Source organism: Humidesulfovibrio sp., assembly GCF_030689645.1.
Taxonomy (GTDB): domain Bacteria; phylum Desulfobacterota; class Desulfovibrionia; order Desulfovibrionales; family Desulfovibrionaceae; genus Humidesulfovibrio.
Window position 1 is genome coordinate 16,836 of record NZ_JAUYFU010000026.1, and the last position, 13,867, is coordinate 30,702.

The 13,867-nt window shown below is 64.0% G+C and carries 15 protein-coding genes; all 15 read left to right on the top strand.

Annotation, left to right across the window (positions count from 1 at the left end):
• Nucleotides 1-272: 272 nt before the first annotated feature.
• The 15 genes from Q8O35_RS04380 to Q8O35_RS04450 all read left to right on the top strand — a co-directional run bounded on the left by Q8O35_RS04380 (nt 273) and on the right by Q8O35_RS04450 (nt 13,860).
• The gene (locus Q8O35_RS04380; RefSeq protein WP_305571008.1) at nt 273-722 is read left to right on the top strand and encodes a hypothetical protein; all 450 of its coding nucleotides are present in this window, start codon (nt 273-275) and stop codon (nt 720-722) included.
• Nucleotides 712-3,015 (top strand): GAF domain-containing protein, encoded by a 2,304-nt coding sequence (locus Q8O35_RS04385; protein ID WP_305571011.1) that lies wholly within the window; start codon nt 712-714, stop codon nt 3,013-3,015. Before Q8O35_RS04380 ends, Q8O35_RS04385 begins: the two co-directional genes overlap by 11 nt.
• A 12-nt stretch (nt 3,016-3,027) precedes the next feature.
• Nucleotides 3,028-3,354, top strand: coding sequence for a PilZ domain-containing protein (locus Q8O35_RS04390; protein ID WP_305571013.1), 327 nt, complete (start codon nt 3,028-3,030; stop codon nt 3,352-3,354).
• Between the two features lie 128 nt (nt 3,355-3,482).
• Complete coding sequence (locus tag Q8O35_RS04395) at nt 3,483-4,334, top strand: HDOD domain-containing protein (protein ID WP_305571015.1); 852 nt, start codon at nt 3,483-3,485, stop codon at nt 4,332-4,334.
• A 19-nt stretch (nt 4,335-4,353) separates the two neighbouring features.
• Nucleotides 4,354-5,235, top strand: coding sequence for an MBL fold metallo-hydrolase (locus Q8O35_RS04400; protein WP_305571017.1), 882 nt, complete (start codon nt 4,354-4,356; stop codon nt 5,233-5,235).
• Nucleotides 5,236-5,384: 149 nt separating this feature from the next.
• Entirely contained in the window at nt 5,385-6,776 is a 1,392-nt protein-coding gene (locus tag Q8O35_RS04405; protein WP_305571020.1) for a sigma-54 dependent transcriptional regulator, read from the top strand.
• Between the two features lie 420 nt (nt 6,777-7,196).
• On the top strand, nt 7,197-7,373 hold the full coding sequence (locus Q8O35_RS04410) for a Flp family type IVb pilin (protein ID WP_305571022.1): 177 nt from the start codon (nt 7,197-7,199) through the stop codon (nt 7,371-7,373).
• Between the two features lie 152 nt (nt 7,374-7,525).
• Nucleotides 7,526-8,074, top strand: coding sequence for a prepilin peptidase (locus Q8O35_RS04415; protein WP_305571024.1), 549 nt, complete (start codon nt 7,526-7,528; stop codon nt 8,072-8,074).
• A 10-nt stretch (nt 8,075-8,084) separates the two neighbouring features.
• A complete protein-coding gene (gene cpaB, locus Q8O35_RS04420) occupies nt 8,085-8,894 on the top strand; it encodes a Flp pilus assembly protein CpaB (protein WP_305571026.1) in 810 nt (269 codons plus the stop codon).
• A gap of 16 nt (nt 8,895-8,910) precedes the next feature.
• Nucleotides 8,911-10,338 carry a type II and III secretion system protein family protein gene (locus Q8O35_RS04425; RefSeq protein ID WP_305571028.1) on the top strand — a complete coding sequence of 476 codons (1,428 nt, stop codon included), beginning with the start codon at nt 8,911-8,913 and terminating at the stop codon, nt 10,336-10,338.
• Between the two features lie 16 nt (nt 10,339-10,354).
• Nucleotides 10,355-10,639 (top strand): hypothetical protein, encoded by a 285-nt coding sequence (locus Q8O35_RS04430; RefSeq protein ID WP_305571030.1) that lies wholly within the window; start codon nt 10,355-10,357, stop codon nt 10,637-10,639.
• Entirely contained in the window at nt 10,639-11,046 is a 408-nt protein-coding gene (locus Q8O35_RS04435) for a TadE/TadG family type IV pilus assembly protein (RefSeq protein WP_305571032.1), read from the top strand. The genes Q8O35_RS04430 and Q8O35_RS04435 overlap by 1 nt, the downstream gene beginning before the upstream one ends.
• Nucleotides 11,047-11,057: 11 nt before the next feature.
• Nucleotides 11,058-11,447 (top strand): TadE family protein, encoded by a 390-nt coding sequence (locus Q8O35_RS04440; RefSeq protein ID WP_305571034.1) that lies wholly within the window; start codon nt 11,058-11,060, stop codon nt 11,445-11,447.
• A gap of 14 nt (nt 11,448-11,461) precedes the next feature.
• Nucleotides 11,462-12,649, top strand: a complete 1,188-nt coding sequence (locus Q8O35_RS04445) for a pilus assembly protein TadG-related protein (protein WP_305571037.1) — start codon at nt 11,462-11,464, stop codon at nt 12,647-12,649.
• A 17-nt stretch (nt 12,650-12,666) separates the two neighbouring features.
• Complete coding sequence (locus Q8O35_RS04450) at nt 12,667-13,860, top strand: AAA family ATPase (RefSeq protein WP_305571039.1); 1,194 nt, start codon at nt 12,667-12,669, stop codon at nt 13,858-13,860.
• Nucleotides 13,861-13,867 lie beyond the last annotated feature (7 nt).

The following is a 13,867-nucleotide window of genomic DNA, read 5'->3' on the forward strand; positions in this document are numbered from 1 at the left end:
TCGGCTTGCTCATGAATTTTCTCCTCGCATTGTACTTGGTTGCGCCAACCAGGAGAACAAATCAGCCTTGAACGGCGCGGCAAATGCCAGAATTTCCAGCATTGGCCTATCTGCGGCCAGACTCGCTCCTGCGGCCAGCGCGACTGTTTCAACGCTCGGCGTCTGCGCAGCCCGCCGCCGCCCCGATCAAGCTCCATTGACAAACACCGCTAAGTATAATTTAGTATTTCTTCATCTTCCTAAATCCACACAACCATCAGGACAGGATGAGCATGGCCCACAGACCTGCACCAGCCGATGAGCTGAGCGTCTTGCATGCCGAGAACCGCCACCTGAAGGACAGCATCGCGGCCATGCGCCAGGCCATGGAGGCTCTGGTGCTCGACAAGAACGCAACGGTGCAGCAGGCCGTGGCCGCCTCCCGGGACGAACTCAAGAACATGCGCGAAACCATCGCGGCCCTGCGCGACGCCCTGGAGGCGCTGCATGGTGAGCGCGACCGCCAGGTTCAAGAAGCCGTGGCACGGGGCAAGGTCGAGAACAACGACTTGCAAGCCGCCATCCAGGCCATGCGCGAACAGCTAGAACTGGAGATGCTGGCCGAACGCGAACGCTTCAGCATTGCGCGCCGGGGCTACGAGGATGAGCTTGCTCAACTGCGCAAGACCGTGGTGGCCCTGCGCGAAGCCCTTGAGGCAAAGGTCGTGGCCCATGCCAGGTAGCGCCAAGCCCCGGCCCAAAGCCGCACCGCGGCCCCTTGACGCGCCTTCAGCCGCAGCAAAGGCCCACCATCAAAGCAGGCCGGAGATGCTGCTTGAGGTGTCGCACCGCCTGGCCGGCCTGGACACCCTGGACGAGATGCTCCAGGCTATGATGGAGATGGTCTGCTGGGAACTGGGCGCCGAACGCGGCTCGCTGTTCCTGAACGACCCTGAAAACGGCGAGCTGTACTCCATCGTGGCGCAGGGGAACCAGCGCCGCCGCATCCGCATATTAAACACCTCCGGCGTGGCGGGCCGGGTGTTCACCACAGGCCGGGGCATGGTGGTGGCCGAGGCCTACAAGAACAAGCATTTCAACAAGGAAGTGGACCGCCAGACCGGCTATGTGACGCGCAACATCATCTGCGCGCCCATACGCACGGTCAAGGGCGAGCTCATCGGCGTGGCCCAGGTCCTGAACAAGAAGGACGGGGCCTTTTCGCGGGACGACCTCAAGCTGCTTGAGGCCATCGCCATGCAGGCGGCCATTGCGCTGTCCAGCGCCATATACATGGAGAAGATGCAGGTCTCCAGGGCGAAAGAGCTTGAGTTCCTGAACGTGGTGGCCGACGTGACCTCGGAGATTGAGCTGGGCACGCTTTTGCGCAAGGTCATGGGCGAGGCCACCAAGATGCTCTGCGCCGAGCGCTCCACCCTGTTTCTGAACGACGAGAAGACAAACGAGCTCTGGTCCATGGTGGGCGAAGGCATCGCCGCCACTCAAATCCGTTTTCCCAACCACCTGGGCATTGCGGGAGCCGTGTTCACCAGCGGCCGCTCGGTGAACATCCCCCACGCCTACGCCGACCTGCGCTTCAACCCGGCCTTTGACAAAAAGACGGGATTCTTCACGCGCTCCATCTTGTGCACCCCGGTGGTGACCAAAGAGGGCAAGGTCATCGGCGTGACCCAGGTTCTGAACCGGCACGGCGGCCCCTTCACCGCAGAGGACGAGTCCCGGCTCAAGGCCTTCACCGCGCAGATCTCCATCGCGCTGGAAAACGCCAAGCTCTTCAGCGATGTGCAGAGCATGCGCAATTACAACGAAAGCATGCTCCAGAGCATGAGCAACGGCGTCATCACCCTGGATGACGAGGGACGCATCAAGACCTGCAACGCAGCCGGACTGCGCATTCTCTCGGCCAGCGGCCAGGAGCTCCTGGGCAGGCCCTTTGCAGAACTCTTCACCGGAGGCAACGCCTGGCTGGCGGACAAGGTGGCGGCGGTGGACGCCACCCAGGCGCCGGACATCGTCGTGGACGCGGAACTCAACTTCGGGAGCCAGAGCGTCTCGGTCAACGTCACGGTGCTGCCGCTCTTGAGCGGAGAGCAGCAGAAGCTCGGAACCATGCTCATGGTGGAGGACATCTCCAGCGAAAAGCGCATGAAGTCCACCATGAGCAGGTACATGGACCCCAAGCTGGCCGATCAGCTCATGGCCGGGGGCGAGGACATCCTGGGCGGCAAGACGGTGGAGGCCACGGTGCTCTTCTCAGACATCCGAAGCTTCACCACCCTGACCGAGACCCTGGGCGCGCAAGGCACGGTGAGCTTTCTCAACGACTACTTCACCCTCATGATGGACTGCATCCAGGCCGAGGCCGGCATGCTCGACAAGTTCATCGGCGACGCAATCATGGCGGTGTTCGGCGTGCCCCTGTCCCACGAAGACGACGAGGACAGGGCCCTGCGCTGCGCCATCGCCATGATACGCGCCCTGCAAGGCTTCAACGCTCAGCGGGCCGCTGCGGGCAGCAAGCCCATAGACATCGGCATCGGCCTGAACACGGCCCAGGTGGTCTCGGGCAACATCGGCTCGCCCAAGCGCATGGACTACACCATCATCGGCGACGGGGTGAACCTGGCTGCGCGGCTGGAGTCGGCCTGCAAGCAGTACAGCGCGCGCATCCTCATCAGCGAGTTCACCCAGGCCCGGCTTAAGGGCATCTACCGCCTCCGCGACGTGGACGACGTGGTGGTCAAGGGCAAGACCGAACCCGTGCGGATTTTTGAGGTGCTGGATTACCACACCGACGAGAGCTTCCCCAACCTCATGGAGGCCACGGGACACTTCCAGGAGGGCCGCAAATCCTACCGCGCCGGAAATTTCGCCAAGGCTTGCCGCTCCTTTGCCGAGAGCCTGCGTCTGAACCCGGCTGACAAGCTCTCCGCCACCTACGTCGAACGCTGCGAAACCCTGTCCACCGCCGATCCAAAGGATTGGAACGGGGTGTGGACCATGACCAGCAAATAGCATGGAGCGCACGTGACGGCACACTGCACAGCCACCCCTCCCGCCCCAGGCGGCCCCGACAACCGGAGCCACGCCCGGCGCGCTGTGCGCATCACCGGACGCCTGTTCAGTGATGGCGTCTGGCAGGATTGCGAGGTCATCAACGTCTCCGCAGGCGGGGCGAAGCTGCACGTGGTCAGCGCCTGCCGCCCGGGACAGGAGCTGCGCCTGGAGATCGAACTCTGCGGCCAGCTCCCCGGAGTTGCCGCCTGGGTGCGTGGAGACGAACTGGGCATCAAATTCACTGGCGACCCCGCCGAAACCGCCGCAGCCCTCATCGGCCTTGCAACCTACGGCTAAGGCCATGACTCCGTTGCGACGCGAACGCGAGCCAATGGGCAAAGCCATTGAATTTCCGCGTCTCCCTTGATATCAGCCGCCGGTGGCCAGCCGCCGATGAGCATCCAATACCAGGAAACAGGAGCACCATGACGCACAGGCCAAGCATCGACGCCACCCTCGCGCTGGTGGACAACATCCCCGCTTTCTCAAAAAGCGTCACCCGCGTGCTTCATCTGGCGTCGGACCTGAACTGCAGCGCCCGCGACCTGCTGGAGGTCGTCTCCACAGACCCCGTGCTCACCATGAAGGTTCTGCGCCTGGTGAATTCCGCCTATTTTGGCCGTTCGCAAAAGGTCACCTCGGTCCATCAGGCAATGGTGACGCTGGGCCTGAACACTCTGAAAAATGTCGCGCTCTCCCTGGCCATGCTCGGCGCCCTGCCAAAGAAAAGCAGCTCCGGCTTCGACATCGACGCGCTCTGGGAGCACAGCCTGGCCGTGGGCCTGGCCGCCCGGCGGCTGGCCCGGCAGCAGAACCTGAGCCGCACCGAGGCCGAGGACTGCTTTGTGGCCGGCCTGCTGCACGATGTGGGCAAGCTGGTCCTGGCCCAGTTCCGACCGCAGGAGTTCGCCGATGCCCTGGACGAAGCCCGGCAGCAGGGCCGTCCGCTCCACGAGGCCGAGCGCGCCAGCATCGGCGTCGACCACGCGGAACTCGGCGCAGCCCTGGCCCGGCGCTGGGAACTGCCGCCCGCCCTGGTCAATGCGCTGGCCGGACACCATGACCCGGAAGCCGCGCCCGCGCCCATGACCGATGTGATCTTCGCCGCGAACCAGGTGGCGAAGCGGTTGACTCTCGGAGACTCCGGCGACATGCAAACCCTGCCCTTCCCGAGCGGCCTGGCGGAGCGCCTGGGCCTGGACGCCGGGGCCGCCACAGCGCTCATGCCCGACCTTGGCGATGAGCTGGAACGTTCGCGCATCCTCCTGAAACTCTAGCTAAAGGACAGGTTTCACCATGCGGCTCGTCTTCTGGGGAACCCGCGGCTCCATCGCAGCGCCCGGCCCCGACACTGTTGTGTTCGGCGGCAACACCACCTGCCTTGAAATCGACACGGGCAGCGGGGAGCGCATCATTCTGGACGCAGGCACCGGCATCCGGGCCTTGGGCCTGAAGCTTGCGCAACACATGCCCCTGCGCTGCTCCATCTTCATCACCCACACCCACTGGGACCACATCCAGGGCCTTCCCTTCTTCGTGCCGCTCTTCGTGCCGGGAAACAGCATCGACATCCACGGCCCCTTTGATCCTGTGGGCCTGAAGGACATCCAGGACGTGCTCTCCGGCCAGATGGCCTATCCCTACTTTCCGGTCAGCAGCGCGGAGCTCAAGGCCAACATCGCCTACAAGACCCTCTCCGAGGGCCAGAGCGTGCAGATCGGCGAGGCAGAGGTCACTGGGCTGCTCATGAACCATCCGGTTATCTCCCTTGGCTACAAGGTTTCCTGCGGGGGCAAGAGCATCTTCTTCACCGGCGATCACGAGGACTACGGCAACATCTATGCCCCCGGCGACCAGTTCTATGACGAATACGAGGAGATCATCGCGGAGCGCCGCGCCCGGCAGGCGGATTTCCTGCGCGGGGTGGACGTGCTGGTGAGCGACTGCATGTATGCCGACGACGAGCTGCGCCTGAAGGCTGGCTGGGGCCACTCCAGCCCGACCACCTGCGCCCGCCTGGCGCGTAGCGCAGGAATTCCACGACTCGTCCTGACGCATTTCGATCCCACCAGAAATGACGAGGCGCTGCGGCTCTTTGAACGCGCCGCGCGCGAGGCGCACCAGGGGCCGGACCTGTCCATCGAACTGGCCAGAGAAGGAATGGTCATAGATCTCTAGCAACAGCCGCTGTCGGACCCCGCTCCCCGAAAACTTGCAAGAGGCACTGAAGAACCAAAAGCACGCTCTGTTCCAAACCGCAACGACGACTGCTTTGCCTTTCTCTAATCCATGATTTATGGATGAAGAAAACGATTGAGGAGCGCGCAATGGGACACACCAGCGGCAAGATCCTGCTCATTGAGGACAACGAGGCCTTCCGGGACATGCTCCGGGAAAGCCTGCAGGAGTTCGGGCATGAGGTCGCCGTTGTCCGCACCGCCGAGCAGGGCATCGAACTGGTACAATCCGGAGGGTTCGACCTGGTCATCACCGATGTTCGCCTTCCCGGGATGTCGGGAGTTGACGCCCTGCACATGCTCCGAGAGGCAGCCCCCAGCACGGAGGTCATCGTCATGACCGCGTTCTCGGATCATGACACCGCCTTGGACGCCATCCGGCAGGGCGCATATGACTTCTTCTCCAAGCCCTTTCGCCTTGAGGAAATGCAGACCGTGGTCAACCGGGCTTTGGAGAAGCACAGCCTCAAGCAGGAGATAGGCATCCTGCGCGAAGCCCTGTCCTCCAACCGGACCGGCCGCCAGGCCATTGGTCAAAGCCCGGCGATGCAGGCCGTGCACTCCTTTGTCAAACGGGTCGCCCCGCTGGACACCTCGGTGCTCATCCTAGGCGAATCCGGCACGGGCAAGGAGGTTGTCGCGGACCTTATTCATGAAGCCAGCAGGCGGGCAGGCGGTCCTTTCATCAAGCTGAACTGCGCGGGCATCCCGGAAAACCTGCTTGAAAGCGAGCTGTTCGGACACGAGAAAGGCGCGTTCACCGGAGCCATCCATTCAAAGCCAGGGCGCTTTGAACTGGCCCAGGGAGGCACGCTGCTCCTGGACGAGATCGGCGACATGCCCTTGACCCTGCAGCCCAAACTCTTGAGGGCGGTTGAGCAGAAGCAGGCGGAACGCATCGGTGGCACAAAACCGGTGCAATATGATGTCCGCATCGTGGCCGCAACCAATGCCGACCTTGCGCGGCGCGTCGCAGACAAGTCTTTCCGCGAGGATCTGTACTACCGCCTCAATGTGGCCACCATCCACCTGCCGCCCCTGCGTGAACGGAAAGAGGACATCGCCCTCCTGGCGGCGCATTTTCTCCAGGCATTCAACCAGCGGACCGGCGCGAGCATACCGCCCCTGGGCCAGGCCTCCGTGGACCGTCTCAATGCATACAATTGGCCGGGCAACGTGCGGCAATTGGCCAATGTGGTGGAGCGCGCCGCAATCTTCAGCCGCTCTGGGATCATCACCGCAGCCGATGTGGAACTCGCCATCTCCGATGGAGCCCAGCCGGCCCCGGCAGGCGAAAGCGGCAGCCCCCTGCCCCTGCGCCAGACCCTCCAGGATGTGGAGCGCAGCCTCATCGTCTCCGCCCTGCGCCGCACGGGCGGCATCCAAACCTTGGCGGCCAAGGCCCTGGGCATCACGCCCACCAATCTCTGGAACAAGATCCAGAAGCATGGCATCACCGCCGATGAGAGTCTCCCCAACTAGCCCCCCAATCATCCATAAATAATGGACACAGGGCCCACGGCCCCGCACGCGCTCCACAATCTGTGGATTCAAAATCATACCAGTCAAGCAAACCACACGATTCAGGGTAGTTATAGCGACATGCCATAAGCAGACAGAGGCTCATAGAGCGGATGTCTGAGATTTTCGATGGTCCTTTCCTCGGAATGTGTCCCAAAAAGGCAGCCACAGTCCACTTTCTGTGGATTCCACCTCCCCGCCAGATGTGCGCATCTCAAAACGCTTGAGAAAACATTGCTGCCACAACCCACTGTCCGGGCAGCAATTCCCTACCAGTGTTGTCTGCATTCCCGGGAATGCCCAAAAACTGGCACGCTGGTTGCTCAAGGGACAGCATGAATCGGCCAATAGTGGCCACAAACAAAGCCCCAGGAGGACACCATGTTGACCAGACTCATGACCCTGATCCGTGACGACGAAGGCGCTACCGCTCTGGAGTATGGACTCATCGCCGCCCTCATCGCCGCTGTCATCGTCGGCGCTGTCACCGCCCTTGGCACCCGCGTCCAGGGAACCTTCCAGACTATCACCAACGCCATGCCCGGAGCTGGCGGCTAACTCCGGCCCGGACAGAATCTGACCGGCAACAGGCCATGCGAAACATTTCTGAAATGCTGCTGAACCCAGGATACCGGGCAGGACGTGGACTTCTTCCCCACGCGAACCTGCCCGGACCCTGAAGCCGCACAGGAAACGACAAGGGAGGCACCATGAATCCGATAATCTTCACCACCGTGTGCCTTGCCCTGGCCGCAGCAACCTGCATCGACCTCCGTTCCCAGCGCATTCCCAACGCGCTGACAATCCCCACCGCCCTCGCCGCCCTGGCGTTCCACGCGCTGAACCAGGGACCCGCTGGTTTCTGGTTCAGCGCGGGGGGACTGGGCCTCGGATTCGGGCTCATGCTCGCCCCCTTTCTTTTCGGGGTCATGGGTGGCGGCGACCTGAAGCTTATGGCTGCCGTTGGCGCCTGGCTCGGGCCGCAGGCCGTCTTCACCGCATTTCTGGCAACGAGCATCGCAGGCGGGCTTTATGCCCTCGCAGTGCTCGCGCAACGACGAGATGTCCTGCGCAGCGTCTTTCTGCGCTTCACCAGCGCGCTGTACGCAACTGCAGGCACGGGCGAATTTCATTACAGACCCGCCCCCGGGGCCGAGACGCTCCCCAGGCTGTGCTACGGCCTGGCCATTTCCTTGGGAACCCTGGCCGTCATGATCCACCGCGTGCTTGAACACGGCTGGCTCGGCCAGGCCTGGTGAGGGGGACCACATGAACACGTCACTGAAGTCCACTGCCCAACTCGGCCTGGCCCTGGTTCTGGCTCTTTCAGCCGGAATCCTGGTGTACCAATGGCTTCGGACCGCCGCATCCCCAGGGCAGGCCCAGGTGCAGCAGACCGCACAACTGGTGGTGGCCGCGCGCAACATCCCCGCAGGAACGCGGCTTGAGCCTGCCATGCTTCGGACCGTGGACTATCCCGCCAGCCTGCTGCCGGAGCAGCGATACGCCTCTGCGCAGGAACTGGCTGGCCGCATGCTGGCCACCGGCGTCAGCGCCAACGAACCCATCACCCCGTCCAGGCTCACCGGCGAGGCCGGAGCAGGCGGCATCAGCGCGGTCATCACCCCCGGCAAGCGGGCCATGGCGGTCCGCGGCAACAAGGTCATGGGCCTTGCCGGATTCATCCGCCCAGGCAACATGGTGGATGTTCTGGTGACGCTGGCCCTGGACGAGAACTCCAAGCGGAACACGACCAAGGTGGTGCTGGAGAACATTCCCGTGTTGGCGACCGGCACCCAGATGACCACGGACAAGGAAGAATCACCTTCACAGGTGGACATTTACACCCTGGAACTGACCCCGGAGGAGAGCGAAAAGCTTGCTCTGGCATCGACCCAGGGAACGCTGCACTTCGCGCTGCGCAACGCTTCGGACACGGAGATCGTGCTCACCGACGGGGCTGACGCCAAGTCAGCCATGGCGTCGTACCGAACACGACGCGTGGCCCAGGCCCCTGGCGGCACAGGCATCACCGTGGAGCTCATCAACGGCGCACAGCGCACTAAGGTAAGCTTCTAGAAAGGCAGGTCGCATCATGAACGCCACGTCGAGCATTCTCGCAGCAGCACTCATATCCCTGGTTCTTGCGGGCCAGGCTCTGGCGCAGCCGCCTCCCCAGGCGCAGGCCGCCAAGGTCAACATAAGCCAGACCAATCCGCCCCTGGAGCTCACGGTCGGCAAGTCCATCGTTCTGACCAGCGACCAGGACATCCGCCGGATCTCCCTGGCCTCGCCCGATTCCGTCGATGTGCTCCTGCTCTCCCAGCGCCAAGTGTACCTGACTGGCAAGGCTCCCGGCGCAACGAACCTGACCCTCTGGGGGCCGGGCGACGCAGTCATGGCCGTGTACGACCTGAATGTCACGCCCGACCAGTCGCAGCTCAAGAACATGATCTTCACCGTGCTGCCCAACGAGCGCGGCATCCGCGTATCCAGCAGCGGCCGCAACATCATCCTTTCGGGCCATGTGTCCAGCGCCACCCGCATGGCGGCGGCAGTCTCCCTCGCCGAAACCGTGACCCCGGGCAAGGTGCAGAACCTCATGAGCGTCGGCGGCGTGCAGCAGGTCATGCTCGAGGTTCGCATCGCCGAGATGAGCCGCACGGTGCTCCAGCGCTTCGGCATCAATTTCAACCTCATGACCGGCGGCAACGCCGTCCAGTCCATGCTCGGCGGGCTCACCAAGCTCTCCGGCGGCGTCATGACCCCCACGGACAACATCGGGGCCATCGTCACGCCCAACCTCGGCAGCTCCGCATCGCTCACAGCCTTCATCGACGCCCTGAAGGCCAACGGACTGGTCAAGGTGCTGGCCGAGCCGAATCTCATCTGCCTTTCCGGAAAGTCGGCCAGCTTCCTGGCCGGCGGCGAAATCCCCATCCCCATCCCCCAGGGCCTGGGCACCGTGGCCATCGAGTACAAGCCCTTCGGCGTGGGCCTCAACTTCACGCCCATCGTGCTTGATTCGGGCCGCATCAGCATCCAGGTGAACCCCGAGGTCTCAGAGCTGGACAGCTCCCTCGGCGTCACCATCAACAGCTGGCAAATCCCCGGCCTGACCACCCGCCGGGTAAGCACCACCATCGAACTGGGGAACGGCCAGAGCTTCGCCATCGCCGGGCTCATCAAGGACACCTCCCGCGAGTCCATCAACAAGTACCCCGGCCTGGGCGACCTGCCGGTTCTCGGAGCGCTGTTCCGCAGCAGCGAGTACCGCAAGAACGAGACCGAACTGGTGATCATCGTCACCCCGCACCTGGTGAAGCCCCTGGACATGGCCCAGCAGACGCTGCCCACGGACGGGTTCCGCGAGCCCACCCCCTCCGAGTTTTTCGGCAAGGGCGAGATGGAAGGCAAGGCCGACGCAGGGCAAAAGCCCAGCCAGCGGCCCGCGCCCAGCAAGAACGACACGTCTTCCCGCACCGGCGGCAGCGCTGAAACAGCCGCGCCGCAGGCTCAGTAGCCAAGGAGTGTTGACCATGAACATGCGCACCGCTCTCATCCTGGCCCTGCTGACGGCTCTCGCCGCTGGCTGCGCCGCCGAAAGGCCGCCCCTGGCGGACACGTGGGGACTCTCTGTGCGAATGGCGGTGGAGAACCAGAAGCTCGACCCGGCACCGGCCAGCCTTGAGCCTGTGACGGGCCTGGACGGCGCGTACGTCCAGGGCGCCATGGACGCCTACCGCAAGAGTTCCACACCGGACGCCAGACAGGACACGGCCAAGGCCATTGACACCATCGTCGTCACAAAGGGGGGAAAGTGATGTCCTCTCAACAACCACACACGCACCGCAGCGCCCAGGCAGGCAACATCTCGGTCGAGGCCGCGTTTCTGCTGCCGATCCTGATGGTCCTTGTTTTGGCCTTCATCGACATCAGCAGGTATTATTGGACCCATACAGTTGTCAGCTCTGCCTCAGCCGAGGCAGCACGCCTGGCCGTCCTGTTCGAACCCGCCGACAGCGCCGTCACCGCCTGCGCCGTAAACCGCGTGCGCAACGGCGGCATCAGCGCCGTCCCCACGGTGCAGATCGGGCAGAGAGCAGCAAACCAGCCGGTCAGCGTCACCGTGAGCGTCGGCTTCGATTTTCTGACCCTGTCCCAGATCTCCCCTGACATCCTGGGCCATCGGACCATCTCCGCCACCTCGGTGATGATCCACCAGCCCTAAGGAGGCTCGCCATGAACGACAACCGCAACAGCCAAAACGGGTCCGCGACTCTGGAGTTCGCGCTGGGCGTGGCTCTTGTGCTCATGCCCCTGCTCCTTGGGATGGTGGACTTCAGCCGCTACCTGAGCGTTGACCACACCATTTCACGCGCCGCCCACGAGGGAGCCTTCATGGCCGCCCGCGGCGCAGACCCCTCGCAGACGGTGCGCAACTATGTAAGCCAGGCCGGTCTCGACGCCGCCAAGGTCACGGTGAGCACCAGCCCGCCCCTGCTGACCTCGACCAGAGGTGAAGCCATGAAGGTGACCGTGAGCTACGACCTGACCAGCTACGCGCTGGTTTCGTGGGGCGCCCTGTTTCCGCAGGGGATAAGCGCCGCGGCCATCGCCCGGCACGAATAGCCAGGAGGCACGCAATGAATGCGAACACTTTGCGCAATCTGTACCGCGATGAGCGGGGAGTGACCGGCGTCATCATGGCGCTGCTCCTCGTCGCCCTGGCGGGCATAGCCGCGCTGGCGGTGGACATGGCGTCCATGCATGTGCGCCGCAGCAGCCTGCAGACATCCGCGGACGCCGCAGCCATGGCCGGAGCCAATGGCCTCATCTCCTACGGCAACGACCTGACCAAGGTTCGGGCCCTGATGCTGGACTATGCCCGCAGAAATCTGGACAGCCAGGACGCCCCGACCGTGGCCGTCCAGGAAGCGGACATAATTTTCTACAAGAACGGCGCGCCCGACACCCAGTCGCCCAACCAGGTGGAGGTCACCGTGCGCCGCGCCAAGTCCCGCAGCAACCCCGTGAACCTGTTCTTCGGACGGGCCGTGAACGTCAATCAGGCGGATCTTTCGGCCTCGGCGCGGGCTGGCGTCATCAACGCAGCGTCCAGCAAGTGCCTCAAGCCCTGGTCCGTGGCCACCAAGTTCACCTGGAACGACCACGCGGACACGGCGAACTCCGGCTATTCCGGCAATGGCGTGCTTGATGTGGCCAGTGCGGCTGAGATGGGCTCGATTCAGGTGCAGGGTTATGGCGCAGCCGATCTTGGCACCCAGGTGCTCCTGAAGGTGGGCGACCCCCAGTACACCATCGTGCCCAGCCAATACAACGCCATCACCTACCCGCCGCTGGACAAGGGTGCTCCCGTCTCCGGCGCTTCGGAATACAGGACCAACATCGCCGGGTGCGAGGGCTCGAACGTGACGGTTGTCGAACCTGGAGACAGGCTGCAGACCGAGCCCGGCAACATGACAGGCCCCACCCGGCAAGGCATGGACGATCTGCTGGCCCAGGATCCCGGAGCCTATTGGGACACCGGCACACGCTCCATCAAGGGCAGCTCGTACAAGGATCCGCAACTGAGCCCCCGCGTGGTGCTCATCCCCTTCTACAACCCGGCGGAGCCGCCGATATCAGGCCGCAGCTACGTCACCGTGCACCAGCTCGGCGCGGTGTTCATCGAAGGCATCGACAACAAGGGCGATGTGACAGGCAGATTCATCAAGACCGTTCCGCATTCGCCCAAGGACACGGGAACAGGCAACGGCATGCTCTCCGTGGCCAGGCTCATCGAGGACTCCAGCCGCGGCGCTGGCAAGTAGGAACAAGGGAGGCAGCCATGGCAGCGCAAAAGGCGACAGTCGTCATCCAGACCACCAGCGAAAGCCTGCGGAACGAGCTTGCCGCGGCCATTGGCAGCAATTCCAGCATCGAGGTGCTGCAGCCCGCCGCCGCGCCAAGGGCCGACGCTGTGCTCCTGCCCATCGGCCCGGACGCCCTGGCGGACATCGCCCTGGCCGGGCGCATGCTGCAGGAAGGCCGTGCGCGCCAGATCATCCTGGTCGGCCCGGCCCCGAGCCCGGAAATGCTGCTGGCGGCCATGCACGCAGGCATTGGCGAATACCTGCCAGAGCCCCTGCAACCGGCCGGTCTGACAACGGCTCTGGAGCGCCTGCGCTCCCGCAGCGGCAAGCCCCTCGCCGCCGCCGAAGCCCAAAGCGGGCGCACCATCCTCGTGCTCGGCTCCAAGGGCGGCGTGGGCACCACGACAATCGCCGTGAACTTGGCCGACGGCATGCACAGGCTGTGCGCCGCACCCACAGCCCTCATCGACCTGGCGCAGCCCCAGGGAGACGCCCCGATTTTTCTGGACTTGGACCACGCCTACACCTGGGCCGATGTGGCGGCCAACATGAGCCGCCTTGACGCCACCTATCTGGAGAGCGTCATGGCCCGCCACCACTCCGGCCTGGCCGTGCTCGCCGCACCCGGATACAGCGCTGAACCGACCATGAACCCGGCGGTGCTGCGCCAGATCCTCGCGCTCATGCGCGGCATGTACGCCTTTGTGGTCATCGACGCGGGCACCGGGCAGGACGACGCGGCCCTGGAGGCTCTGGAACTGGCGGACGAAGTGCTGCTGGTGCTTGATCTTTCCCTGCCTTGCCTTGCGCGCGCCAAGCGTTTTCTGGAGGCCGTGCGCTCCAGCCAGCCTGAACTGGCGGCCAAGATCCGGCTCGTGGCCAACCGCAAGGCCTCCGACTCGGACATCGGCATTGGCGAGGCCGAGGGCATCCTCAGGACCAGCGTTTCCTGGTCCGTGCTGAACGACTACAAGACCGCGCTCACAGCCATCAACCAGGGCAAGACCCTGGCGGAAACAGACCCAAGGTCGGACATCGCCAGAGGCGTTGCGGCCATTGCGCGCGACCTGGCGAAGAGCACCCCGGCAGAGCCCGACAGCTTCGGTTCCCTCTGGTCACGGCTACGCAACATGCCGCTGGGCTTCAATCTCGCCCGGCGCAACGGATGAGGTGCGC

What these genes read in the sequence shown, in the direction of transcription:
- Q8O35_RS04425 (WP_305571028.1), top strand. Translation starts at nt 8,911, where the DNA reads ATGAACGCCACGTCGAGCATTCTCGCAGCAGCACTCATATCCCTGGTT.
- cpaB (WP_305571026.1), top strand. Translation starts at nt 8,085, where the DNA reads ATGAACACGTCACTGAAGTCCACTGCCCAACTCGGCCTGGCCCTGGTT.
- Q8O35_RS04415 (WP_305571024.1), top strand. Translation starts at nt 7,526, where the DNA reads ATGAATCCGATAATCTTCACCACCGTGTGCCTTGCCCTGGCCGCAGCA.
- Q8O35_RS04395 (WP_305571015.1), top strand. Translation starts at nt 3,483, where the DNA reads ATGACGCACAGGCCAAGCATCGACGCCACCCTCGCGCTGGTGGACAAC.
- Q8O35_RS04385 (WP_305571011.1), top strand. Translation starts at nt 712, where the DNA reads ATGCCAGGTAGCGCCAAGCCCCGGCCCAAAGCCGCACCGCGGCCCCTT.
- Q8O35_RS04445 (WP_305571037.1), top strand. Translation starts at nt 11,462, where the DNA reads ATGAATGCGAACACTTTGCGCAATCTGTACCGCGATGAGCGGGGAGTG.
- Q8O35_RS04405 (WP_305571020.1), top strand. Translation starts at nt 5,385, where the DNA reads ATGGGACACACCAGCGGCAAGATCCTGCTCATTGAGGACAACGAGGCC.
- Q8O35_RS04410 (WP_305571022.1), top strand. Translation starts at nt 7,197, where the DNA reads ATGTTGACCAGACTCATGACCCTGATCCGTGACGACGAAGGCGCTACC.
- Q8O35_RS04400 (WP_305571017.1), top strand. Translation starts at nt 4,354, where the DNA reads ATGCGGCTCGTCTTCTGGGGAACCCGCGGCTCCATCGCAGCGCCCGGC.
- Q8O35_RS04430 (WP_305571030.1), top strand. Translation starts at nt 10,355, where the DNA reads ATGAACATGCGCACCGCTCTCATCCTGGCCCTGCTGACGGCTCTCGCC.
- Q8O35_RS04450 (WP_305571039.1), top strand. Translation starts at nt 12,667, where the DNA reads ATGGCAGCGCAAAAGGCGACAGTCGTCATCCAGACCACCAGCGAAAGC.
- Q8O35_RS04380 (WP_305571008.1), top strand. Translation starts at nt 273, where the DNA reads ATGGCCCACAGACCTGCACCAGCCGATGAGCTGAGCGTCTTGCATGCC.
- Q8O35_RS04440 (WP_305571034.1), top strand. Translation starts at nt 11,058, where the DNA reads ATGAACGACAACCGCAACAGCCAAAACGGGTCCGCGACTCTGGAGTTC.
- Q8O35_RS04435 (WP_305571032.1), top strand. Translation starts at nt 10,639, where the DNA reads ATGTCCTCTCAACAACCACACACGCACCGCAGCGCCCAGGCAGGCAAC.